The following is a 22,916-nucleotide window of genomic DNA, read 5'->3' as shown; positions in this document are numbered from 1 at the left end:
TGGGTGAGACGGGTCACGGGTGCCGCGCGGGCACGAGCGGGAGGACGTCGTGACGCGCGCGGAGCGCGTCGATCACGACGAGTCGGCCGAGGAGCGGTTCTCCGGCGCCGGTGATCAGCTTGATCGCCTCGGTCGCGAGCAGCCCGCCGACCTGTACGCAGAGGGAGCCGAGCACGCCGACCTGCGCGCACGTGGGCGGTTCTCCGGCCGAGCCGGGAGGGAACAGATCGCCGAGCACCACGGGCGCGTGGCCCTCGGGCGGGGCCGACCAGAACACGGTCACCTGCGCCGCCCACTCCTGCACGGCTCCCCACACGAGCGGGATGCCGAGGGATTCGGTCGCGGCGGCGACGGCCTCGCGCGTGTCGAAGGTGTCGCTGCCGTCGATGACGAGATCGGCGCCCTCGAACAGCTCGCGGGCATTGTCGGGGGTCAGTCGTACGGTGTGCTCGCGCACGACGGTGAGGGGGGAGAGGTCGCGAACGGCGCGGGCGGCGGATGCCGTCTTGGCGGTGCCGATGTCCTCGACGCGGTGCATCAGCTGACGCTGCAGGTTGGTGCGCTCCACGACGTCGTCGTCGATGACGATGAGTTCGCCGACACCGGCGGCCGCGAGCGACAGCAGCACGGGAGAGCCGAGACCGCCGGCGCCGACGACGGCGATGCGGGCGGCCGCCAGACGCCGCTGTCCCTCCTCGCCGATGCCGAGCAGCACGGCGTGGCGGGCGGTGCGGATCAGCTCTTCGGGGGCGAGGGATGCCACCGGCTCGACGAGCGGCTTCATCCGCCGATCGCGCTCATCGTGCGCTCGGGCTGCACGAAGTCGGCTCGTGCCAGACCGACCGTGTCGGAACCGTGGGCGCGGGGCTTGGCCCACATCGCGTCGCGCCACACCTGCGCGAGGCCCTCGTCGTCGGCGCCGTCGCGCAGCACGCTCAGCAGGTCGGTCTCTTCGTGCGAGAACAGGCACGAGCGGATGCGGCCGTCGGCGGTGACGCGCGTGCGCGAGCAGGCGTTGCAGAACGGCTCGGTGACCGACGAGATGATGCCGACGTGACCGGCCAGGGCGGTCTCACCGTGGCGGCGCACCTCCCAGCGCTCGGCGGGCGCGGCACCGCGGCCGCGGGGATCGGCCGACAGCTCGAAGGCCTCGCCGATCGCGGCCCGGATGTCGCGGGCGGGAATGACGTTCGTCGCGGTCCACGAGCGGTCGCCGTCGAGGGGCATGTCCTCGATGAAACGCATCTCGAAGCCGTTCGACACCGCCCACTCGACCAGCGGCACGACCTCGGTGTCGTTGATGCCGCGCAGCAGCACGGCGTTGATCTTGATCGGGCCGAGGCCCGCGGCGCGGGCGGCCTGCAGGCCCGCGAGCACCTTGTCGAGGTGGGGGCGGCGGGTGAGAGAGGCGAAGGTCTCGGCGTGCAGGGTGTCGAGCGACACGTTCAGGCGGGTGAGGCCCGCGTCTTTCAACGCCTGGGCGCGGCGATCGAGACCGACCGCGTTCGTGGTCAGCGCGATCGGCAGGTCGGGATTGTCTTCGCGGATGCCCGCGATGATGAACTCGAGATCCTTGCGCACCAGCGGCTCGCCGCCGGTGATGCGCAGCTCTTCGGCGCCCAGCGACTGCACGGCCACGCGGACGATCCGGCGGATCTCGTCGGTCGTCATGAGCTGCGACTGGGGGAGCCAGGGCAGTCCGTCGGCGGGCATGCAGTACGTGCAGCGAAGGTTGCACTTGTCGATGACCGAGACGCGCAGGTCGCGGGCGGTGCGACCGAAGCGGTCGAGCAGTCCGCCCTCTTGCGGGGCGCCGGTCGCGCGGACGGCGCCGGGTTCGCGTTGCGGTTCTGCCGTGCGCGATGATCCCGTGCGCGGTTCGCCCGTGCGCGGTGCGCCGGTGGCGCGGATCGCGCCCAGCTGGCCCGCCGGGGCGCCCGCGGTCACGGTGGCGCCGAGCGGTACGACGACCGGGCCCGGCCTCGTGGTGGTGTGCTCGGCATCCATGAGTCGAGCCTAAGCGCGCGGGGGCGGGGGAGGGCGGTGGGGAGCTACGGGGAATCTCCTGGTGTGACAGCTCCGCGAACCGCGCGGGCGATACGGTCGTCGCATGCCGAACACCTTCCGCATCGCCACGGCCGCGCGCCTGCTCGGCGTCAGCGACGACACCGTCCGCCGCTGGATCGACCAGGGCGTGCTGCCGACGACGGGTGCCTCGCCCGTCGAGATCCCGGGGGCGGCCCTCGCGGAGCGGGCCGTGGCGCTCGCCGACGAGCCCGACGACCCGACCGGGGTCGCCTCGAGCGCGCGCAACCGCTTCGTCGGCATCGTCACGCGCGTGCGGATCGACGGCGTCATGGCGCAGGTCGACCTGCAGTGCGGGCCGCACCGCGTGGTGTCGCTGATGTCGGCCGAGGCGGCGGAAGAGCTGGCGCTCGCCCCGGGGTCGCTCGCGGTGGCTTCGGTGAAGGCGACGGTCGTGACCGTGGAGGCTCCGCGGGCGTGAGGCGGCGGCCTCGCTGAGTGCCCGACGCGGGCGTGGCTGGCCGGGGTCGACGGGCGGCCGAGCGGGCGTGACTCGCCGGCCTCGACGGGCGGTCGACGCGGGCCGAACTCCTGAGTTTCGGGGCGCGGCGCGCCGGATGCTGCCCGAGGGTGGCCTGGACGCCGTATTTCTCAGGAGTTCGGCTCGGTACGACGGTGGTGACGTGGAGCGCCGGAAGGGCGAGTGCGGAGAATTGCGGCCATATTGTCCGCAGATGAGGGCACAATGGAGGTCGCGGGCCGCCGGCGCCGCCGAAAGGAACACCGTGCGCCGCCCCCTCCGTCTTCTCGTCGTCCTCGCCGCTGCCGCCCTGCTCGCCGGCTGCGCGAGCCCGACGGCATCCCCCGCCCCCGCGGCATCCGGGTCCGCCGCGTCCGCAGCCACGCTCGATGGAACCGTCGAGGTGTACGCCGCCGCCTCGCTGCAGCGGTCGTTCGACGAGATCGCCACGGCCTTCGAGGCCGCCCACCCCGGGGTCGCCGTGAGCGCCGTCTACGACGGCTCGAGCACACTCGCCACGCAGATCGGCGAGGGTGCGCCCGCCGACGTCTTCGCCTCGGCCGACGAGAAGAACATGGCGAAGGTGGCGGACCAGGCTCCCGACCCGCGGCTGTTCGCGGGCAACACGCTCGTCATCGCGGTGCCCACCGGCAACCCCGGCGCGGTGTCGACCCTCGCCGACCTCGCGCGCGTGACCATGGTGCTGTGCGCCCCCGAGGTGCCGTGCGGCGCGGCGTCGGCGACGCTGCTGACGAACGCCGGCGTCACGGTGACGCCCGCCAGCGCCGAGCAGAACGTCACCGCCGTGCTCACCAAGATCGCCGCCGGCGAAGCCGATGCCGGACTCGTCTACGCCACCGACGTGGTCGGCCGGGATGACGTCGAGGCCATCGTGCCCGAGGGCGCCGACGCCGTGGTGAACCGCTACCCGATCGCCGCCCTCGCCGACGCCCCGAACCCCGACGCGGCCGCGGCGTTCGTCGCCTTCGTGCTCTCGAACGACGGTCAGCGGATCCTCGCCGACGCCGGGTTCCGCGCCCCGTGAGAGCGGCGGGCTACGTTCCGCGCTGGCTGATCGTTCCGGCGGTCGTCGGGCTGCTGTTCCTGCTCGTGCCCCTGACCGCGCTCATCGCCCGGGTGCAGTGGGCGACGCTCTGGAGCGACGTGACCTCGGAGGCCGCGCTCTCGGCGCTCGGTCTGTCGCTGGGCACGGGGGCGGTGGCCACCATCCTGTGCGCGATCGTCGGCATCCCCCTGGCGCTCGTGATCGCGCGGAGCCCCGCGCGCACGGCGGCGCTGCTGCGAGCGCTGGTCACCGTTCCGCTCGTGCTGCCGCCCATGGTCGGCGGCGTCGCCCTGCTGTACCTGTTCGGGCGGAACGGGTGGTTCGGCGCGCTCGGACTGCCGTTCACCACCCCCGCCGTCGTGCTCGCTCAGGTGTTCGTGGCCCTGCCGTTCCTCGTGCTCGCGGTCGAGGGGTCTCTGCGCAGCACCGGTGTCGAGTTCGAGCGGGCGGCGGCGTCTCTCGGGGCGAGCCGCGCGACGATCCTGCGCCGGATCACGCTGCCGCTGGCCGCCCCCGGCATCGTCGCGGGGATCGTGCTGTGCTTCGCTCGCGCGATCGGCGAGTTCGGTGCGACCGCGTTGTTCGCCGGGAACCGCCCCGGGGTCACGCAGACGATGCCGTTGGCGATCTACACGGCGTTCAACGGTGCGGGCGTCTCGCAGGGCACCGCGGTCGCGCTGTCGCTCCTGCTGCTGATCACGGCGGTCGCGGTGCTGCTGCTCGTGCGCGGGTGGCGGCCGGGGGTGGGACGATGACGGCTCGGGATGCCGCGGTGATCCGCGCCGAGGTACGCGTGCGCCGCCGTGATTTCGACGTCGACATCGCGCTCGACGTCGCCGCGGGTGAGACGGTGGCCGTGATGGGCCGGAGCGGCGCGGGCAAGTCGACGCTGCTGGGTGCGCTCGCGGGTCTCACCCCGCTCGACGGCGGCGAGATCGCGGTGGACGGGCGCGTGCTCGACCGAGCCCCGGGGCTCCGCACGGCGCCGATGCACCGAGGCATCGTGCTGCTGGGGCAGGACGCGCGGCTGTTCCCGCATCTGACCGCGCGCGAGAACGTCGCCTTCGGCCCGCGCGCGGCCGGGGTCTCGGCATCCGTCGCCCGCTCCGGCGCCGACGAATGGTTGGCTCGCGTGGGGCTCCCGGGGGCGGGGGACCGGCGCCCGGTGGAATTGTCGGGCGGTGAACAGCAGCGCGTCGCGGTGGCTCGGGCGCTCGCCGCCGAACCGCGGGTCGTGCTGCTCGATGAGCCGCTCGTGGCGCTCGACGCGGTGACGGCCTCGGAGATCCGCGCGATGCTGCGTGAGCACCTCGCCGGAGTGACGGCCGTCGCGGTGACCCACGACGCCGTCGATGCCGCGGCCCTGGCCGACCGGCTCGTGATCGTCGAGCGCGGACGCGTGACGCAGGCCGGGCCCGTGCGCGAGGTGCTGACGGCTCCGGCGACCGACGTCGCGGCACGGATCGCGGGCCTGGAACGGCTCGTCGGGGTGGCCCAGGGGGGAGCGTTCGTGCGAGGCGGGGTGCGATTGACCGCATCGGATGCCGCGTCTCGCGCGCTCGCGGGCGTCGACGGCACCCCTCTTGCGGCGGTCTTCCGCGCGGTCGACGCGCGTCTCGGTGAGGGGTTCCGGGCGACCGTCGCCTACCTGGAGGCGACGCCGACGGGCGTGCGGGTCGTCACCGATGCGGGAGCCGTCGAGGTCACGCCGGAGGCCGCGGGCCGGCTGGGCCCGGGCGACGTGGTGTCGATGAGTGTCGCCTCCGAGCGGGTGCGGTTCGTACCGGCTGCGTCAGAGGGCGCTCACGAGAACCGGGGCGGTCGCTGAAGTGCGCGCTCCCTGACACCCGCGACCACCCGCCCGCCCTCCAGGCGCACCTCGCGGTCGACCAGCCCGGCGGGCACTTCGACGTGCGACACGAGCACCACGGCGCGGTCGCGTCCCACCGCGCCGAGCAGATCGTGCAGCAGGGCATCGGATGCCGCGGGGTCCACGCCCGCGGTCGGCTCGTCGAGCACGAGCACGGGGAAGCCGCGCAGCAGCGCCCGCGCCAGCGCCAGGCGCTGCGCCTGCCCGCCCGAGACCAGCGCCCCGCGATCGCCGACACGCGCGTCGAGCCCGCCCCGCTCGGCGACCCAGTCGTCGAGGCCGACGCGGGCCAGGGTGGCCCGGAGGTCGTCGTCGGTGGCGGTGTCGCGGGCGAAGAGCAGGTTCTGGCGGACGGATTCGTCGAACAGATGGGGGGACTGCTCGACGAGACCCACCGTGCGGCGCAGGTCGTCGCCCGACAGGGTGCGCACGTCGACTCCGCCGATCTCGTATGTCCCCGCGACGTCGAGGAAGCGGACGAGCACGTGCGCGAGCGTCGTCTTGCCGGCGCCGCTCGGCCCGCTCACGAGCACGCGCTCGCCCGGGGCGACGTGCAGCGAGACGTCGTGCAGCCGCCCGGCTTCGGCATCGGTGTCGCCCCGGGCGGGCCAGTGCGCCGAGACGCCGACGAGGGAGAGGCCCGAACCCAGCGCCGGCGCGGAGCCGGTGGCGGCCGGCTCGTCGCGGGGAAGGCCCTCGGGCACGCCGTCGGGGACGGCCTCGGCGATGCGCTCCGCGGCGCGCCGGACCTGCCGCCACGAGGCCAGTGCCAGCGGCACGGGACCGAACACTTCGAACACCGCCATCGGCAGCAGGACGACCACGGCGAGGCCCGGTCCTGACAGGGTGCCGCCGGTTACCGCGGGGGCAGCCACCAGCAGGGCAGCCACCGAGGCGAGTCCCGCGAGCACCGAGACGGCCCCCGCGGTGAGTCCCTGCGCCCCGCCCCGGCGTACGACGGCACGGCGCAGTGCCCGGTCTGCCCGGCTGATGCGCTCGCGGGCGGCATCCGCTGCCCCGTAGGCCGTCAGCACGTCGAGGTTCGTCAGCAGGTCGTGCAGGGCGTCGGCCACATCGGCGCGGAGCGGCGCGATCGACCGCTCGGCGCGGGCTCCCGCGGCCCACCCCACGGCGACGGCCACGACGAACGCCGCGACGAGGCACGTGAGCAGCACCAGGGCGGCCGGCCACGACACGAGAGCCACGAACACCACGGCGGCCAGGGCCGTCAGCACCGCGGTCGCCAGCGGCAGCACGACGCGCAGCGGCAGGTTCTGCAGCTCCTCGACGTCGTCGACGACGCTGGAGAGCAGTCCGCCGCGGCGGGCGCGACCGAGGCCGTCGGGAGCGAGGGGCACGAGGTCGCGCACGAGCTCGGCGCGCACCCCGGCCAGCTGGTGAAGAGCGGCGTCGTGCCCGCTCAGCCGTTCGAGGTAGCGGAACACCCCGCGCGACAGCGCGAAGGCCCGCACGCCCACGACCGCCAGCGACAGGTACATCACGAGGGGCTGCTCGGCCGCCCGCGCGATCAGCCACGCGCTCGCCGCCAGCAGCGCGATCGCGCTCGCCGCCGACCCGAAGCCCGACAGCACGGCCGGAGCGAAGCGCCTCGGCGACGGCAGGGCGGATCGCAGGACCTTCTGCACCCGGTCGTTCACGACTGCACCGCCCGACTGGCGCGTGAGTTGCCAGAATTCGTCGCCGCGACGAGCGCGGGAGCGACGAATCCTGGCCACTCACGCGGGGGGTCCACCTCGACCACGCGGTCGGCGATCGCGCGCGCCGACCGGCGGTGCGAGACGAGCAGCACCCCGCGGCCGGCGTCGGCCTCGCGGCGCAGCGTCGCCCACAGGTGCGCCTCGGTCGTGGCGTCCAGGGCGCTCGAGGGCTCGTCGAGCACGATGAACGGCGTCCCCACGACCCGTGCCCGGTACAGCGCCCGGGCGACGGCGACGCGCTGCGCCTGCCCGCCCGAGAGTCCCGCGCCGTTCGCGCCGAGCGGGGTGGCCGGGTCGATGTCGGTGGCCCCCGCGTCGTCGAGGGCGAGACGGATCGCCGCGGCATCGGGGGTCGAGCCCAGGGCCACGTTCTCGCCGACGGTGCCCGTCACGAGCCCCGGCTGCTGCCCGGCCCACGAGACGCTGTCGCGGGCGTGCGGTACGGCGGTCCCGTCCAGGCGCACCTCACCGTCGTGCTCGGCGAAACCGAGCAGGGCCGCGACCAGGCTGGACTTGCCGACACCGCTCGGCCCTGACACGACCACCACCTCGCGCGGCCCCACCGACAGCGACACCCGCGGCGAGCGGTGCCCCTCGCGGTGCACGCGCACCCCCACGAGCGCGAGCGTCGTCCCGCGCGCCGGGGTGACGGCATCCGGAACAACGGCGGCGTGCGCGGCGTCGAGGGCGTCGAAGATCTGCTCGGTCGCCGCGACCCCCTCGCTCGCGGCGTGGAACTGCACGCCCACCTGCCGCAGCGGCAGGTACGCCTCGGGGGCCAGCAGCAGCACGAAGAGCCCGACGAGCAGGCTGAGGTCGCCCGCGAGCAGGCGGAAGCCGATGGTGACGGCGATGATGGCGACCGAGATGGATGCCAGGAACTCCAACGCGAAGCCCGAGAGGAACGACACGCGCAGCACCGTCATCGTCTCGCGCTTGTAGTCGCGCGTGACCGTCTCGATCGTGTCGGCGGCCCGGTGCTGGCGGCCGAACACCTTCAGGGTGCCGAGCCCCTCGACGGTGTCGGCGAAGCGCGCGGCGAGGCGACCGAGAGTGCGGTACTGCTTCTGCTGCACACCGCGGGTCGCGAGGCCGATGAGCACCATGAACAGCGGGATCAGGGGAATGGTCAGCACGACCGTGAGGCCCGACAGCGGGTCGGCCAGGGTCATCGCGCCGATGAGGATCGGCAGGGTGATCACCGTCGCGACCAGCTGGGGCAGGTAGCGCCCGAAGTACGCGTCGAGGGCCTCCAGGCCGTGCCCCGCCGTCAGGGCGAGGCTCGCCGAGTTGCGCTGCGAGAGCCATGCCGGGCCGAGGCGCGCGACCGCCGTGACCAGCGCTCGCCGCAGCTGCAACGAGGCCGCCGCGGCTCCGCGCGCCGACACCCGCTCGGAGGCGGCGATCAAGAGCCCGCGCAGCAGGGCGAGCGAGGCGGCGATCCCCACGTAGCCCCAGAGCTCCGCGAGCGGTCGGCCCTCGATCGCGCCGACGAGGGCGGCGGTGAGCGCCCCCGCGAAACCGACGATCACCCCCGTCTGGGCGAGGACGATCGCCGCCGTGACCGCGAAGAAGCGGCGCGAGGCGGTGGCGTGGCGCAGCAGCCGGGGATCGACGGGTTTCAATGCGCCACCAGCGCGGCCTTCTCGATGCGCGCGCGGGTCACGCGCTTGCGGAACACCCAATACGTCCAGCCCTGGTAGGCGAGGATCAGCGGCAGGAAGATCAGTGCCGCCCAGCTCATGATCGTCAGGGTGTAGTCGGTGCTCGAGGCGTTGTCGATCGTGAGGCTCGATCCGGCCCCCAGGGTCGAGGGCATCACGTTGGGGAAGAGCGCGAAGAACAGGGCCGCGACCGCGGCGACGATCGTGACCGCGCCGAGGGTGAACGCCGTCCCCTCGCGGTCGCGGAGGTTCGCGACCCACGCGCCGATGAGCGTCAGAGCGGCGATGCCCGCGAGGGCGACGACCCCGAGCAGCAGGGGTGCCTGGGCGTTCGCGGCGTTCACGATCGTCCACCCGAGGAACAGCGCGGCGAGGGCGATGGTCGCGAGCCCCGCCTTCTTCGCGAGCGACCGGGCGTCGGCGCGCACCTGCCCGTCGGTCTTCAGCGCGACGAAGAACAACCCGTGCAGGAAGAACAGGCTCAGCGTCGTGAGTCCGCCCAGGATGCCGTAGGGGTTCAGCAGGGTCAGCACGGTGCCGACGTACTCGTGGTCGGCGTCGAGGGGCACGCCCTGCACGATGTTCGCGAACGCCACGCCCCAGAGGAAGGCGGGTAGCGCCGAGCCGATCACGATCATGCGGTCGAACGAGCGCTTCCACCGCAGGGAGTCGCGCTGGTGGCGGTACTCGAACGAGACGCCCCGGGCGATGAGGGCGAGCAGGATCGCCAGGAGAGGCAAGTAGAAGCCGCTGAACAGCGTCGCGTACCACTCGGGGAACGACGCGAACAGGGCGGCGCCGGCGACGATGACCCACGTCTCGTTGAGGTCCCATACGGGACCGATCGTGTTGATGATCTGCCGGCGGGCGATGTCGTCCTTGCCGAGGAAGGGGATCGACATGCCCACGCCGAAGTCGAAACCGTCGAGCACGAAGTAGCCGACGAAGAGGAAGGCGACGATCCAGAACCAGAGGTATGCGAGGTCCATGAGGGGCTCCTAGTAGACCGTGGTCGGGGTGTTCTCGACGGAGTCGTCGTGCACGGCGTCCGGGTCGGGCAGGGGGTCGGGACCCTTCTGCGCGTACTTCTTGATGAGTCCGAACTCGACGACGGCGAGGCTGGCGTACACGAGGGTGAAGGCGACGAGCGAGATGAGCACGCTCCAGCCCGGCACGCTGGGCGAGACGCCGTCCTGCGTGAGCATGAGACCGAACACGATCCAGGGCTGACGGCCCATCTCGGTGAACACCCACCCGACGAGGCTCGCGAGCATCGGCAGGGGAGCGGCCCAGATCGCGACGCGCCACATCCAGGGTGCGACCGGGCGGGTGGCCTTCTTGCGCGTGACCCAGAGGCCCACGACGCTGACCAGCGCGGCGATACCGCCGAGGGCGATCATCCAGCGGAACGCCCAGTAGGTGACCCACAGCACGGGCGCGAAGTTGCCGTCGACCTGGTCGGCGAACTGCGGGAACATCTGCTGGCTGTACAGCGTGTTCAAGTCGTTGATGCCCTCGACGCAGCCGTCGAGCGAGTGCGTCGACAGGATGCTGAGCAGGAACGGCACCCGGATCGAGAACAGCTCGCTCGTGCCGTCGGGGGTGCCGAGCGTGAAGATCGAGAACGAGGCATCCTGACCGCAGACGGTGTGGAACGTCGCCTCGGCGGCGGCCATCTTCATCGGCTGCGTCGCGACCATGACCAGGCTGAGCTGGTCGCCGACGACGGCGACGAGGACGAACGACACGAGCGTCGACCACAGGCCGAAACGCAGGGTCTTGCGCATCATGTCGGTGTTCTGGCCGCGGGCCATGTGCCAGGCCGAGATGGCGACGACGATCATGGCGGCGAACATCCAGCCCGCGAAGATCGTGTGCGGGAAGGCGGCGAGGGCGACGGGGTTGGTCAGCAGGGCCCAGAAGTCCACGAGTTCGGCGCGATGCCCCTCGGCGGACATCTGATACCCGACCGGGTTCTGCATGAAGGCATTGGCGGCGATGATGAAGTACGCCGAGAGGGTGGCGCCGATCGTCGCCATCCAGATGCTGGCGAGGTGGGCGAGGCGGGGGAGCTTGTCCCACCCGAAGATCCAGAGGCCGATGAACGTCGCCTCGAGGAAGAAGGCGAGCAGCCCCTCGAACGCGAGGGGGGCGCCGAACACGTCGCCGACGAAGCGTGAGTACGCCGACCAGTTCATGCCGAACTGGAACTCCTGCACGATCCCCGTGACGACGCCCATGGCGAAGTTGATGAGGAAGATCTTGCCGAAGAAGCGCGTGATGTGCAGCCAGCGCACGTCTCCGGTGCGGTACCAGACCGTTTGGAAGATGGCCACGACCAGCGACATCCCGAGCGTGAGCGGCACGAAGAGGAAGTGGTACAGGGTCGTCAACCCGAACTGCCAGCGGGCGAGAGCCAGGGGGTCGAGCCACTCCATCAGGAGCCTCCGATCGAACCGGATTGTGTGGTCAGACCACATGCTACGCCGGGCTTCGGAGCGCCGTTCGGGGTTGCCTCGGCGTCGAACCATATACTGAGCAAGTCATTTTCGAGTCCGCCGGGAGGCCGCCGTGTCGGTACGTCAGAGCCTGCTCGCGATCCTCGATCGCGGTGCCTGCTACGGCTCGCAGCTGCGCGCGGAATACCACCGGCGCACGGGCGCCACGGTCAACGTCGGGCAGGTCTACACGACCCTCGAACGCCTCGAACGCGACGGTCTCGTGGTCGGCCGCGGCCTCGACGACGAGGGGCGCATGCTGTGGGAGCCCACCGAGGCCGGACGCCTCGAAGCGCGTACCTGGCTGTCCACCGCGTCGCAGATCGAGAAGCGCGACGAGGTCGCCCTCAAGATCGCGCTGGCCGTCACTCTTCCCGGCGCCGACGTCGACGGCATCCTCTCGGCTCAGCGCGCGGCTGTGCGGCAGGCGCTCGCCGACCCCGAAGCGCCGAGCGAGACGACGGATGCCGTCTCGGCGGCCATCGTGCGCGCCGCACGACGCGCCCGGCTCGACGCCGACCTGCGCTGGCTCGACGACGTCGAAGAGCTCACGCGCGGGAGCGCCCCGTTCGCGCTGTCGGCCGATCGGCCGCGACGCGGTCGGCCCGCGCGCTCCGCGCTCTGACCCGCGAGTATCCCCGTCCGGGCCTTTCGTCAAGCCCGCGGTGCGTCACCGGGTCGCGTCGCAGTCTGGAGGGACGCGGACGACCCAAGGAGCACTCGCATGGTCATGGAAGCACCTCTCACCAGCCGAGGGTCGACGAAGAAGGTCGCCGCGAACGCCTCCTCGCCCGTCACGTCCCCCGCCTTCACCGAGATCCCGTGGACGCGCATCGACCTCGACCTGTACGAGGTCGCTCGCGACGGGTACATCGTCGGCTACGTCGAGGTCGTCGGAGCGGTCTTCGTGGCCCTGGGCGGCACGCGCTACGACCGCGCGGTCGAGGTGTCGCAGAACGTCACGTTCCATGCCGCCGTCGACGCGCTGCTGCGGCGCGTGCTCTGACCTCGCCCTCGAGAGAGCGGTCTCAGCGGGCGAGCGTGTAACCCGCCTCGTCGATCGCCGCGGCGAGCTGAGCTTCGTCGGTGGCACCGGTCGAGGCGATGCGCACGAGCGATTCCCCTCCGACGTGCAGTTCGACGTCGACCACCTCGACGCCGTCGAGGGCGGAGAGCTCCTCGGTGACCGCGCGCACGCAGTGGTCGCACGTCATCCCCTCGACGCGCAGGGTGTCGGCGGCCGCCACGGAAGCAGCGGAGGCGGCGGGCGCCGACGCGTGTCCGCAGCCGCAGCCCGAGCCGCAGCCGCCCACGTTCGTCGAGGACAGGCCGAGGTCGAGGCGTCGTTCGGTCATGGGGGTCTCCTTCGATGGGGCGCTCACGGCGCGAGGGTCGTTGCGGAGGACGGGGCAGAGGTCGTGGTCGCGATCGCGGTCGCGGTCGCGCCGACGGGGCCGCGGAGTCGGCGCTCGGCACGATCGGAGAGGTGCGCTCCGCCCGCGTCGCTCACGAGCGGACCAGACGCGCGATGGCCTGGTTCGCCTCTTTGAGCTTCTCTTCGGCGACGGGGCCGCCCTGTTGGGCCGCCTCGGCGACGCAGTGCGACAGGTGGTCGTCGAGCAACGAGAGGGCGACGTTCTCGAGGGCCTTGGTGACCGCCGACACCTGCGTGAGGATGTCGATGCAGTACTGGTCGTCGTCGACCATGCGGGCGATGCCGCGCACCTGTCCCTCCGCGCGGCGCAGGCGCTTCAGGAGATCGTCTTTGTGCCCCTCGTATCCGTGCATGTGTCGATGATACCCCCGTGGGGTATGCCTAGCACGGCGTCCCCCACTGTCAACCCCCTCGGCAGCGAGGCAGGGGTGACGGATCGTGGAAAGTCCAGGAGGTCGACATGTTCTCTCGTCGCACCGGTGGTGGTCAGCGATGACCGCCGATCCCTTCCCCACCGGCCCCCACCGTCCCGTGCGCATCCCGCACCTGCCCCCGTTGCGCTCGCAGCGGCGAGAATCGGAAGATGACGAGAACCCTGGCGGCGCTCCCCGGCGCGGCACGGAAGCTGTGTCTCAGCCGAAGAAACGGCGAGATCTGCACCCGTGAGGCCGACCACCGAGGCCTCCACCACCGCCGTGGTGGGCGCCTGCTGTGGAGCGACCTGCAGGCCGATCCGCCCGAGTGCGCGGGCGCGGGAACCCCGGCCGAGGCCGCCCCTCCGTTGCCCGACGGCTACCCCGGCGGTCGGGCGCTCTGCCCGGTGTGCTGGGCGTTCGTCGATCTCGAGGACGGGCGCCTCGCCCCGCACGATTCCTGGCGCGGAGACGAGAGCCGCGGCGAGGCCGACCGGCGGCGGGAGTGGTTCAACACCGTCGGGTGGTGACCCCCGTGCCTCCTCATCCCCGGCGTCGTGCGCCCACGCTCACACCGGCGACGCCACGAGCGACGCGCGCCCGTCGACCACCTCGACCGTCGCATCCAGCGCACCCGCGTGCACGAGGTCGTGCGTGACGAGCAGCGTGGCCGTGTCGCGTTCGCGGGTGAGACGCGAGAGGAGCGCCATGATCTCGGCGCCTCGAGTGCTGTCGAGGGCGCTCGTCGGCTCGTCGACGAGCAGCACCCGCGGCTCGTGCACGAGGGCACGCGCGATCGCGACGCGCTGACGCTGGCCACCCGAGAGCTGCGCGGGGCGGCGATCGGCGTGGTCGCCGAGGCCGACGGCATCGAGCAGCTCATCGACGCGGCCGCGCACGGCGGCCCGCCGCGCGCGCCGCCCTCGCCCGCCGAGCTCGGCCATCACGCAGAGCTGCTCGCGCGCGGTGAGGGCGGGGAGCAGTTGCGGCTGCTGGAACACGATGCCGATGCGCTCGCGTCGCAGCGCCGTGCGGCCCGCGGCGCTGAGCCCGGTGGCATCCACCCCGTCGACGACCACGCGTCCGGTGTCGGGGCGCGCGAGGGTCGCGGCGAGGGCGAGCAGGCTCGATTTGCCCGACCCCGAGGGGCCGGTGATCCCGGTCACGAGCCCGGGGCGCCCCTCGAGCGAGACGTGGTCGATCGCGGTGACGCGGGAGTCGCCGTCGGGGTAGGTGAGGGTGACGTCGTCGAGAAGGATCATCGAGTGCTCCCGAGAGCGGTGAGGGGGTCGGATGCCGTGACGATGCGCAGCGACACGGCTGCGCCGAGCACGCCGAGCGCGATCATGACGAGCGCCGGGGCGAGGGTGGTCAGCGGATTGAGGACGAAGGGCAGCGCACCGCCCGCGAGCGCACCGAGTGCCGCGGTGAGGCCGATGCCGACTCCGACGCCCGCGACCAGCACGATCAGCGCCTGTCCGAGCGCATCGCGGAGGAGCATCGGGGTGCTCGCCCCCAGCGCCTTCAGCACGGCGACGTCGGCGGCCCGCTGCATCGTCCAGACGGTGAAGAACGCGCCGACCACCAGCGCCGAGACCGCGAACAGCATGGCGATCATGAGGGCGAGCGAGCCGATCTCGGAGCGGAAGGTCGGCAGCGCGGTGAGGCTGGCGAGGGGAGTGGATGCCATGGTGCCGGTGGCGGCCGAGGCGGCCGCCCAGTCGAGCGTCCCCGACACCGCGAGCACGGTCGCGTCGCCCTGCCCGCCCAGCCGGCGGTCGATGTCGGCCCACGCGGCGGGGGTCATCGCGACGACGGGGGAGTGGCTGTACCAGGAATCGCCGGTGACCCCGTCGACGCGGTACGCGGAGCCCGAGATCGTCACGTCGTCGCCCGCGGTGGCGCCGAGCGCTTTCGCCGCCCCCGCCGACAGCACGACGTCGCCGTCGGCGGTCGGCGAGATCCGGGCCGCGTCGAGCCCGAACAGGGCGACGCCGCCGCTGCCACCCGGCCCCGCGGCGCGGGTCTGCACGATGCCGACGGGCGTGACCGCCCGCACGCCCGGCGTCGCGGTCCACGCGGCGACGGTGGCGTCGCCGAGGCTCGAGTCGGCGAAGGTCGCCGCGGCGCCTCCGACCGGCTGCAGCACGAGCCGGTCGCCCGGCAGGGCCAGCACCGCCGAGACGTTCTGCGCGGCGAGGCCGCCGGTGAGCCCCGAGAGGAATCCCACGAGCAGGGTGATGAGGGCGACGACCGCCCCGATGAGGGCGAATCGCCCGCGGGCGAACCGAAGATCGCGCCATGCGACGTACACGTCGCCTCCTTCCGCCGGCGGATCTCCCCGGCTTCTTCCACTGTCGCCGTGGCGCGGCGGCGGGTCATCGGCGGCCCGGGCGAACTCCCTCTCCACCTTTCGGATGATCCGCCCGCGGCGCGGCATCCGTAGCCTGGAGACCGACATGCCCCACCGCACCCTCGCTCCCGTCTTCGCGGGCCTGCGCGCCGGACTCCACGCCCTCTTCGGCGGCCTGCTGGCGCTGGTCGTCGTGCGCGTGCTGCTGACGAACGGGCCGGTGCTCGCCCTGGTCCTGGCCGGGCTGCTCGGCGCGGTGTACCTCTCGGGGCTCTGGCTCGCACGGGGTGGGCGCTCCCGCGCCGCCGTCGTGTGGCTGGCGGCCCTCACCGTCGTCTGGGCGGCGCTGGTCTGGCTCGTCCCCGAGGCGGCCTACCTCGTCTTCCCGCTGTTCTTCCTCTACCTGCACCTTCTGCCGGGTGTCGTGGGACCCCTCTCCGTCATCGGCACCACGGCGCTGACGATCGCGGCCTTCGCCGTGCACGGCGGCCTCACCGTCGGCGGCGTGGTCGGACCCGTCGTGGGAGCCGGAGTCGCTCTGCTGATCGGCCTCGGCTACTCGGCACTCGAGCGGCGCGCGGCCGAGCGCGAGGCCCTCATGGCCGAGCTGCTGGCGACCCGCGACCGGCTCGCTGCCGCCGAGCGCGAGCAGGGCACCCTCGCCGAGCGCGCCCGCCTGGCGCGCGAACTGCACGACACGGTCGCCCAGGGGCTCTCGAGCATCCAGATGCTGCTGCACGCCGCCGAGCGAGCCGATGCCGAGGGCCCGGGCATCGCGCACGTGCGCCTCGCGCGCCAGACCGCGGCCGACGGCCTGGCCGAGACGCGGCGTTTCATCCGCGAGCTCGCGCCGCCGAGCCTCGACCGGGGACTCGGCTCCGCCCTCGAGCGTCTCGCCGCCGGCTGGGGCGCCCGCGAGGACATCTCCGTCGATGTCGATGTGGATGCCGCGGTGTCCCTGCCGATGGATGCGCAGACGGCGCTCCTGCGCATCGCCCAGGGCGCTCTCGCCAACGTCGCCCAGCACGCCCGCGCCCACCGGGTCGGCATCCGGCTGAGCGGCGACCGGGGGACCGCGCGTCTGACGATCACCGACGACGGGGAGGGGTTCGATCCGCGCGGCGCCGAGGACGCGGCATCCAGTACCGACTCCTTCGGCCTGCGCGCCATGGGGGAGCGGGTCGACCAGCTCGACGGGCGCCTCGACGTCGACAGCGTGGCGGGCTCCGGAACGACGATCACCGTGACGCTGCCGGGGGCGACGCCGTGATCCGCGTGCTCATCGCCGACGACCACCCCGTGGTGCGGGCGGGCGTGCGGGCGCTGCTCGATGCCGAGAGCGACATCGCCGTGGTGGGCGAGGCCGCCACCGCCGACGAGTCCGTCGCCCTGGCCGACACGCTCGCTCCCGAACTCGTGCTGATGGACCTGCAGTTCGGAGACCGCGCGGCCGGTGCCGACGCCACACGCCGGATCCGCGCGCTCGCCGCACCCCCGTACGTGCTCGTGCTGACCAACTACGACACCGACGGCGACATCCTCGGCGCCGTCGAAGCGGGCGCTAGCGGTTACCTGCTCAAAGACGCCCCTCCCCACGAACTGCTCGCCGGAGTGCGAGCCGCGGCCGCCGGCCAGAGCGCCGTGGCCCCCGCGATCGCCGGGCGCCTGCTGGCGCGGCTGCGCGAACCCCGCGTGACGCTGTCGGTGCGTGAGATCGAGGTGCTCCGCCTCGTCGCGCGCGGTGCCTCCAACGCCGACGTGGCCGCGCACCTGCACATCACCGACGCCACGGTGAAGTCCCACCTCGCGCACGTGTTCTCGAAGCTGGGCGTCTCGTCGCGCACCGCCGCGGTGTCGAGCGCGCGGGCCCTCGGCATCGTGCGCTGACCGGGTTCGCCGCGTCGCGGCACGTACGATGGGCGACATGATCCGGGTGCGCGTGGTCGGTGTGGCCCTCGACCCGGCCCAGCAGCACGTCATCCTGTTGAAGCCGGTCGACACCGCCACCGACGGCGACCTGGTGCTGCCGGTGTGGATCGGCGCGCAGGAGGCGATGTCGATCCTCGTCGCGATCGAGGGCACCGGGAGTCCCCGCCCCCTCGCGCACGACCTGACCACGGCCATGCTCGGCGAGCTGTCGGCCTCGGTCGAGCGCGTCGAGGTCACGCATCTCGACGCGGGCACGTTCCACGCCCGCGTGCTGCTGACCACGCCCGCGGGACCGCGCACCTTCGACGCCCGCCCGTCGGATGCCATCGCGCTCGCCGCCCGTTCCGGCGGGTCGATCTGGGTGGCCGCCGACGTGCTCGCCGAGGCCGGCGTGCCCGACGACGCGGTCGAGATCGAGCCGTCCGCCGAGGACGACCGGGTGGAGGAGTTCCGCCGATTCCTCGACGACGTCGACCCCGACGATTTCCAGGGCTGACACATCGACCGAGCGGCGCCGGGCGCTCCTAGACTCGCGGAGGGGCCGCCCGCGCGGCCGTGATCCACGAGGAACGGGGAACCAATGCAACTCGCCATGGTCGGGCTCGGACGAATGGGCGCCAACATCGTCCGCAGGCTCATGAAAGACGGTCACGACTGCGTCGTGTTCGACGTGAATCAGGATGCCGTGGCCGCCCTCGTGGCCGAGGGGGCGACCGGCGCCACCAGCATCGCCGACCTCGCCTCGAAGCTGACCAAGCCCCGTGCCGTCTGGCTGATGATCCCCGCCGGCCTCACCGGCTCGGTCGTCGACCAGGTCGCCGAGGTCTTCGAACCCGGCGACATCATCATCGACGGCGGCAACTCGAACTACCGCGACGACGTGCGTCGCGCCGCCAAGCTGAACGACTCCGGCATCCACTACGTCGACGTCGGCACCAGCGGCGGCGTCTTCGGGCTCGAGCGCGGCTATTGCCTCATGGTGGGCGGCCACGACGAGGCCGTCGCGCACCTCGAGCCGGTGCTGCGCACCATCGCCCCGGGACCGGGCGAGGTCGAGCGCACGCCCGGCCGCACCGGCGATTTCTCGACCGAGGAGCGCGGCTACCTCCACTGCGGGCCCTCGGGCGCCGGGCACTTCGTGAAGATGGTCCACAACGGCATCGAGTACGGCATCATGGCCGCGCTCGCCGAGGGCCTGAACGTGCTGAACAACGCCGACGCCGGGTTGCACCAGGGGGAGCACTCCGCCGAGGTGGCGCCGCTGGAGGAGCCCGAGTTCTACCAGTTCGACATCGACACCGCCCGCGTCACCGAGCTGTGGCGTCGAGGCTCGGTCATCTCGTCGTGGTTGCTTGACCTCACCTCGGCCGCTCTCACGCAGAACCCCACGCTCGACGGCCTGGCCGGTCGCGTCTCGGATTCGGGTGAGGGTCGCTGGACGGTCAAGGCGGCCGTCGACACCGGCGTTCCCGTGCCGGTGCTCGCCGCGTCGTTGTTCGAGCGTTTCGCCTCGCGGGGCGAGGACCACTTCGCCAACCAGGTGCTCTCGGCGATGCGTCTGCAGTTCGGCGGGCACCAGGAGCTCCCCGCCGGTGACGTGCTCGAGGCGGGCCAGAAGAAGGCCGAGAGCGGAACGAACTGACCCGCTCCGCCGGGTCAGCGGGTCAGCGTGATCTGACAGATGTGCAGGCCCTCGCCGTCGGTCCAGACCTCGACGGCGGGGGCGACGCACGGCCCGCTCTCGGCGGTGAGCAACTGCACCGCGCCCTCTTCGTACAGCGCGTACGGACCCACGGTTCCGCGGACCGGGGTGGAGATCCCCGAGGGGAGCGTCCCGGTCGTCGCGAGGGCGTCCATGAGCGGCACGCTCGCGGTCTCGGTGTAGTGCGACGCCGCGTCGTAGTCGCGGCAGTTGGCCGTGTCGTCGGCGCCGACGGGGAACCCCGTGCCGAGGCAGTAGCCGCCGACCGGCATGTCGGGGAGGGAGCCGTTCTCGGTGCGGTACTTCTCGAAGACCTCCTGCCACTGCACGAGGCGCCCCGTGGCCTCGGCGTTCGGATCGGACTGCTGCGCCGACAGGAACCACGCCAGAAAGGCGAGTGCGCCGACGACGAGGACTCCTCCGACGGCCAGCGCGGTGACGGCAGCGGGGTGAAGGCGGGCAGGGGACTTCGTGGGCGTCGACATGGAGCGGACTTTCTCGAGGGACGCCGCAGCGCCGAGCGGGGGAGGAACGACCGGTGTAGGTTGCCACGCGGGCACGATCGACCCTCGCGACGGATGCGCCATCGCGCGCGGTATCGCCCGCGGGTTCACCTGCCGGTTCATCCGTTCACCGGGCGAGGGACAGACGCGTCGCCGGCGCGGGGGAGACTAGAGGGATGAGCAGTTCCGCGTCGTCCTCGTCCTCCGACCGTTACGTCGTCGCCACCGACGGCGCGTGCAAGGGCAATCCCGGCCCGGCCGGCTGGGCGTGGGTCGGCGAAGACGGCCATTGGGCGGCCGGATCCATCCCCGAGGGGACCAACAACATCGGCGAGCTGCTGGGCCTGCTGCACGCGATCACCGACCACACCGACGTGCGGGAGCTCGTCGTGCAGGCCGACTCGAAGTACGCGATCGACACGTACTCGTCGTGGATGGACGGCCACCGGCGACGCGGCTGGGTCACGAGCGCGAAGAAGCCGGTGGCCAACCGCTCGATCCTCGAGGCCCTCATCGTCGCGCGTGACGCCCGACGCGAGGCGGGCATGCCCGACGTCGTCCTCGAGCACGTCCGCGGTCACAGCGGGCACGTGCTCAACTCCTGGGCCGACGAGCGCGCGGTGCGCGCGTCGCAGCACGCCGCGAAGGGCGAGGAGCTCGTCTGGACGTCGTTGCGCGGCCTCGACCGCCTCGAAGTCTCATCGGCCCCGCCCCGCTCGGCGGCCGATCGCAACGGGCGCTGACGCCGCACTCCCGCCGGGCGCGGCGCCGGGGCGCGGGTCAGGGCACGGGCGTGCCCGGGCGGGCTGCCGTCAGAACGACTTCGCGGCCAGCGACGGATCCTTGGCGATCTGGGTCTTGAGCACCTTCTCGCCCGCGAAGAGGGTGTCGCCGGACAGGTCGCCGAAGGCGAAGGGCGCGCGCATGTGCCAGATCGAGGCACCCGTGCACCACCGTGATCGCAGCGGTGCCCGCAGCACCGAGGCGTACAGCAGAGCTTGGACGTCGTGGTTCGCGGCCCCCGTGGGAGGGGTGCTGCCCTCTTGCTGCGCGAGCCCGTCGACCCTGGGCTGCACCCCGACCTCGGTGATGAGGAAGGGCATGCGCAGCTGGTCGCAGACGGCTTCGAGCTTGCCGAGATGGTCGTCGGTTCGTCCGCCCGCTCCGCGCCACCCGGCGACGAGCTCGTCGACGGTGATGTTGGGGGCGTCGGGGGTGTAGACCTTATCGGTCAGGCGGATCCACGAGTTGATGCCGAACACGTCGAGCAGCTGCGCCATGTGCGGGGTCTTCTGGGGCAGCCAGTAGGTGTACAGAAGGAACAGCTCGAGGGTCGTGAACGCCGCGGTGAGCTTGATGGCGGGGTGAGCGGCGCGCACCTTCGCCAGCATCGGCACCCACCGCCCGTACTCTTCGGCGGTGGTCTGCGCCGGCTGTTCGCACGCCACCGACAGGTACTCCACGTCGTTGTCGGTGCACAGCTGCGCGAAGTGCGACAGCTGGTCGGCCCAGCTGTCGAAGAAGGCGTCGACCGAGGCCGGGGTGTAGTTCGCTCGGTAGAAGCTGTCGCCGTCCTTCACCGTGGCGATGTGCGGCTTGACGAGGGTGATGCGCACACCGCGGTCCTTGGCCAGCGCGAAGACGGCGTCGATGCGGTCGTCGGAGACGCGGGTGAAGGTGGTCGAGTCGGGGTCGGAGATGTAGCAGAGGATGACGAGCGTCGCGTTGGCGCCGAGCGCGGCGATGCGGTCGAGTTCCCGCGCGGTGACCCTGAGCGGTGTCGTCGCATCGAGGCTGAGCGAGATGCTCAGATCGCGCTTGATCTCGCCGACCGCGCCCGCGAATGCCTGTCGGCGGCGGTTGTCGCCGTGGCGCACCTCGACCTCGAAGGCGTACGGTCCGGTGTCGGTGAGCATGCCCGCCAGGCTCGATCCCGCGATGGCGAGACCAACCGGCAGAACGCCCCGGGTCACCGTGATCGTCGCGTCGTCGGCGGGCGACAGCGAGCGTCGCACCGTATCCCAGACGTGAAGTTCGAGGTCCTTCGTCGACGGGGTCGTCGCGTTCGCCGTCGGGCTCGGGGAGTGCGTGGCGCCCGAGGCGGAGGGCGTCGGGGCATCGGGTGCCCCGTGCGTCATCACCTTCGCCGCGGCGACCGATCCGGCGCCGAGTCCGATGATGCCGAGCGCCCCGAAGAGCACGCTGCGTCGTGTCAGCTCCACGCGGGCTCCCCTCTCGATGCGATGGCGTCGTCGACCGATGAAGGGGTGGTGCGTGCGCGCGGTTCGGCTCGCGCGACTCCCCGGCTTCCAGGGTACGGGGCCGCGCGGTCGCGACCCCCTCCCCTCGACGAGTTCCGGGCCGACTCACGTGGATTCTGCGGGGAGGACTCCGCGTCGAAGACGCACCCACCCCGGCCGCGGCGGGCCGAACTCCTGAGAATGGGAGGCCGAGGCCGACTCCGCCGCGAATCGACGCGCCGCGCGCTGCGCCGCCGTCGCGATCATCAGGAGTTCGGCTCGCACCGGCCCGGTGGATACGCTGGGGCGACCCGCGCCGACAACGGTGCGGCAGAAAGAGCTCCGATGTCTTCCCGCACCACGACCGTCCGTTCCCTCCGCACCGCGTCGCTGGCGATCGCCGGCATCGGGGCGTCGATCTCGATGGGATCGCTCGGATCGTGGTGGACACCGGTGATCCTGCTCATCGCCACCGCCGGGGCGCTGCTGGTGATCTGGCGCACCGACGGCGCCCTGGTGGGATCGCGAGCCGTCGTGCCCGTGCTCATCGTCGTCGTCGCCCTGACCGCGGCGGGCCTGCTCGCGCTCACCGGTGCGCTGCCGTCGGCGTGGATGTGGGCGGCGCTCGGCGCCTACGCCGTCGCCTGGGGCGAGTACCTCGTGTCGCAGACCATCGCGCGCTCCCGCGGCGTGACCGCACGCTGAGCGGCCCGTCCCGCGTGCGCAGAAACGTCGAAGGGCCCGGATGCCGTGATCGTGGCAACCGGGCCCTTCGGCGTCGCTGAGGTCAGACGCGGGCTGCGGCAGTGGTCGGCTGCCAGCCCAGGGCCGGAGCGACGTGACGAGCGAAGTTCTCGACCAGGCGCAGGTTGAACTCGACGCCCATCCGACTGGGGATTACATATCGCGTAATGGACCCATGGGCAACCACACTTACGCGCGATCATTTACACCCGCAGAAGCCCGTGCGAAGGCTGTAC

General features: G+C 72.5%; 25 protein-coding genes. 13 read left to right on the top strand and 12 right to left on the bottom strand.

The genetic code is table 11. From position 1 onward, the window contains the following. Positions 1-13: 13 nt before the first annotated feature. Complete coding sequence (locus tag ASG45_RS13790; RefSeq protein ID WP_055838770.1) at positions 14-784, bottom strand: HesA/MoeB/ThiF family protein; 771 nt, start codon at positions 782-784, stop codon at positions 14-16. After that, positions 781-2,007 carry a GTP 3',8-cyclase MoaA gene (moaA, locus tag ASG45_RS13785; protein WP_082509537.1) on the bottom strand — a complete coding sequence of 409 codons (1,227 nt, stop codon included), beginning with the start codon at positions 2,005-2,007 and terminating at the stop codon, positions 781-783. Before moaA ends, ASG45_RS13790 begins: the two co-directional genes overlap by 4 nt. A gap of 103 nt (positions 2,008-2,110) precedes the next feature. Here moaA and ASG45_RS13780 point away from each other — a divergent pair, with 103 nt between their 5' ends. The 4 genes from ASG45_RS13780 (at position 2,111) to ASG45_RS13765 (ending at position 5,439) form a co-directional block, all read left to right on the top strand. After that, complete coding sequence (locus ASG45_RS13780) at positions 2,111-2,506, top strand: TOBE domain-containing protein (protein ID WP_055838769.1); 396 nt, start codon at positions 2,111-2,113, stop codon at positions 2,504-2,506. A 304-nt stretch (positions 2,507-2,810) separates the two neighbouring features. Continuing rightward, entirely contained in the window at positions 2,811-3,590 is a 780-nt protein-coding gene (gene modA, locus ASG45_RS13775) for a molybdate ABC transporter substrate-binding protein (RefSeq protein ID WP_055838768.1), read from the top strand. Continuing rightward, a complete protein-coding gene (gene modB, locus ASG45_RS13770; protein ID WP_055838767.1) occupies positions 3,587-4,366 on the top strand; it encodes a molybdate ABC transporter permease subunit in 780 nt (259 codons plus the stop codon). Before modA ends, modB begins: the two co-directional genes overlap by 4 nt. Continuing rightward, positions 4,363-5,439 (top strand): sulfate/molybdate ABC transporter ATP-binding protein, encoded by a 1,077-nt coding sequence (locus tag ASG45_RS13765; RefSeq protein WP_055839525.1) that lies wholly within the window; start codon positions 4,363-4,365, stop codon positions 5,437-5,439. Before modB ends, ASG45_RS13765 begins: the two co-directional genes overlap by 4 nt. On the opposite strand, the gene cydC is transcribed toward ASG45_RS13765, so the two are convergent. From cydC to ASG45_RS13745, 4 genes are read right to left on the bottom strand one after another with little or no spacing between them, the layout of a single operon-like run. Further along, entirely contained in the window at positions 5,415-7,139 is a 1,725-nt protein-coding gene (cydC, locus tag ASG45_RS13760) for a thiol reductant ABC exporter subunit CydC (protein ID WP_082516621.1), read from the bottom strand. The genes ASG45_RS13765 and cydC overlap by 25 nt on opposite strands. Further along, positions 7,136-8,824 (bottom strand): thiol reductant ABC exporter subunit CydD, encoded by a 1,689-nt coding sequence (gene cydD, locus ASG45_RS13755; protein ID WP_082516620.1) that lies wholly within the window; start codon positions 8,822-8,824, stop codon positions 7,136-7,138. Before cydD ends, cydC begins: the two co-directional genes overlap by 4 nt. Beyond that, the gene (gene cydB / locus ASG45_RS13750; protein WP_055838764.1) at positions 8,821-9,852 is read right to left on the bottom strand and encodes a cytochrome d ubiquinol oxidase subunit II; all 1,032 of its coding nucleotides are present in this window, start codon (positions 9,850-9,852) and stop codon (positions 8,821-8,823) included. Before cydB ends, cydD begins: the two co-directional genes overlap by 4 nt. A 9-nt stretch (positions 9,853-9,861) precedes the next feature. Next, positions 9,862-11,301, bottom strand: coding sequence for a cytochrome ubiquinol oxidase subunit I (locus tag ASG45_RS13745; protein ID WP_055838752.1), 1,440 nt, complete (start codon positions 11,299-11,301; stop codon positions 9,862-9,864). Between the two features lie 133 nt (positions 11,302-11,434). Between ASG45_RS13745 and ASG45_RS13740 the strand changes: the two genes are divergently transcribed. Both ASG45_RS13740 and ASG45_RS13735 read left to right on the top strand, forming a co-directional pair. Beyond that, complete coding sequence (locus ASG45_RS13740) at positions 11,435-11,986, top strand: PadR family transcriptional regulator (RefSeq protein ID WP_055838750.1); 552 nt, start codon at positions 11,435-11,437, stop codon at positions 11,984-11,986. A 99-nt stretch (positions 11,987-12,085) separates the two neighbouring features. Next, positions 12,086-12,367 (top strand): hypothetical protein, encoded by a 282-nt coding sequence (locus ASG45_RS13735; protein WP_055838747.1) that lies wholly within the window; start codon positions 12,086-12,088, stop codon positions 12,365-12,367. Between the two features lie 22 nt (positions 12,368-12,389). Here the strand turns inward: ASG45_RS13735 and ASG45_RS15995 are convergent, their stop codons facing one another. Next, entirely contained in the window at positions 12,390-12,716 is a 327-nt protein-coding gene (locus tag ASG45_RS15995) for a heavy-metal-associated domain-containing protein (protein ID WP_082516619.1), read from the bottom strand. 151 nt (positions 12,717-12,867) lie between these two features. Then, positions 12,868-13,149 (bottom strand): metal-sensitive transcriptional regulator, encoded by a 282-nt coding sequence (locus tag ASG45_RS13725; RefSeq protein ID WP_055838744.1) that lies wholly within the window; start codon positions 13,147-13,149, stop codon positions 12,868-12,870. 230 nt (positions 13,150-13,379) lie between these two features. Here ASG45_RS13725 and ASG45_RS13720 point away from each other — a divergent pair, with 230 nt between their 5' ends. Then, entirely contained in the window at positions 13,380-13,739 is a 360-nt protein-coding gene (locus ASG45_RS13720; protein ID WP_235561628.1) for a hypothetical protein, read from the top strand. 39 nt (positions 13,740-13,778) lie between these two features. Here the strand turns inward: ASG45_RS13720 and ASG45_RS13715 are convergent, their stop codons facing one another. Continuing rightward, entirely contained in the window at positions 13,779-14,471 is a 693-nt protein-coding gene (locus tag ASG45_RS13715) for an ABC transporter ATP-binding protein (RefSeq protein ID WP_055838740.1), read from the bottom strand. Next, positions 14,468-15,523, bottom strand: coding sequence for an ABC transporter permease (locus ASG45_RS13710; RefSeq protein WP_055838737.1), 1,056 nt, complete (start codon positions 15,521-15,523; stop codon positions 14,468-14,470). The genes ASG45_RS13715 and ASG45_RS13710 overlap by 4 nt, the downstream gene beginning before the upstream one ends. Positions 15,524-15,668: 145 nt before the next feature. Between ASG45_RS13710 and ASG45_RS13705 the strand changes: the two genes are divergently transcribed. The 4 genes from ASG45_RS13705 to gnd all read left to right on the top strand — a co-directional run bounded on the left by ASG45_RS13705 (position 15,669) and on the right by gnd (position 19,133). Continuing rightward, a complete protein-coding gene (locus ASG45_RS13705; protein ID WP_055838734.1) occupies positions 15,669-16,832 on the top strand; it encodes a sensor histidine kinase in 1,164 nt (387 codons plus the stop codon). Continuing rightward, entirely contained in the window at positions 16,829-17,449 is a 621-nt protein-coding gene (locus ASG45_RS13700) for a response regulator (RefSeq protein WP_055838730.1), read from the top strand. Before ASG45_RS13705 ends, ASG45_RS13700 begins: the two co-directional genes overlap by 4 nt. 37 nt (positions 17,450-17,486) lie before the next feature. Continuing rightward, entirely contained in the window at positions 17,487-17,987 is a 501-nt protein-coding gene (locus tag ASG45_RS13695) for a bifunctional nuclease family protein (RefSeq protein WP_055838728.1), read from the top strand. An 84-nt stretch (positions 17,988-18,071) separates the two neighbouring features. Next, the gene (gene gnd, locus ASG45_RS13690; protein ID WP_055838724.1) at positions 18,072-19,133 is read left to right on the top strand and encodes a phosphogluconate dehydrogenase (NAD(+)-dependent, decarboxylating); all 1,062 of its coding nucleotides are present in this window, start codon (positions 18,072-18,074) and stop codon (positions 19,131-19,133) included. Between the two features lie 14 nt (positions 19,134-19,147). Here gnd and ASG45_RS13685 read toward each other — a convergent pair whose 3' ends face one another. Then, positions 19,148-19,678 carry a hypothetical protein gene (locus ASG45_RS13685; RefSeq protein WP_055838720.1) on the bottom strand — a complete coding sequence of 177 codons (531 nt, stop codon included), beginning with the start codon at positions 19,676-19,678 and terminating at the stop codon, positions 19,148-19,150. Positions 19,679-19,872: 194 nt separating this feature from the next. Here ASG45_RS13685 and ASG45_RS13680 point away from each other — a divergent pair, with 194 nt between their 5' ends. Beyond that, positions 19,873-20,439: a ribonuclease H family protein gene (locus tag ASG45_RS13680; RefSeq protein ID WP_055838717.1), complete on the top strand. Its 567-nt coding sequence runs from the start codon at positions 19,873-19,875 to the stop codon at positions 20,437-20,439. 69 nt (positions 20,440-20,508) lie between these two features. Here ASG45_RS13680 and ASG45_RS13675 read toward each other — a convergent pair whose 3' ends face one another. Continuing rightward, on the bottom strand, positions 20,509-21,918 hold the full coding sequence (locus ASG45_RS13675; protein ID WP_055838714.1) for a hypothetical protein: 1,410 nt from the start codon (positions 21,916-21,918) through the stop codon (positions 20,509-20,511). A 363-nt stretch (positions 21,919-22,281) separates the two neighbouring features. On the opposite strand from ASG45_RS13675, the gene ASG45_RS13670 reads away from it, so the two are divergent. Continuing rightward, entirely contained in the window at positions 22,282-22,641 is a 360-nt protein-coding gene (locus ASG45_RS13670; protein WP_055838711.1) for a hypothetical protein, read from the top strand. Positions 22,642-22,916 lie beyond the last annotated feature (275 nt).

Source organism: Microbacterium sp. Leaf436 (assembly GCF_001424715.1).
Classification (GTDB): Bacteria; Actinomycetota; Actinomycetes; order Actinomycetales; family Microbacteriaceae; genus Microbacterium.
This window is presented reverse-complemented; position numbering and strand designations above follow the sequence as displayed.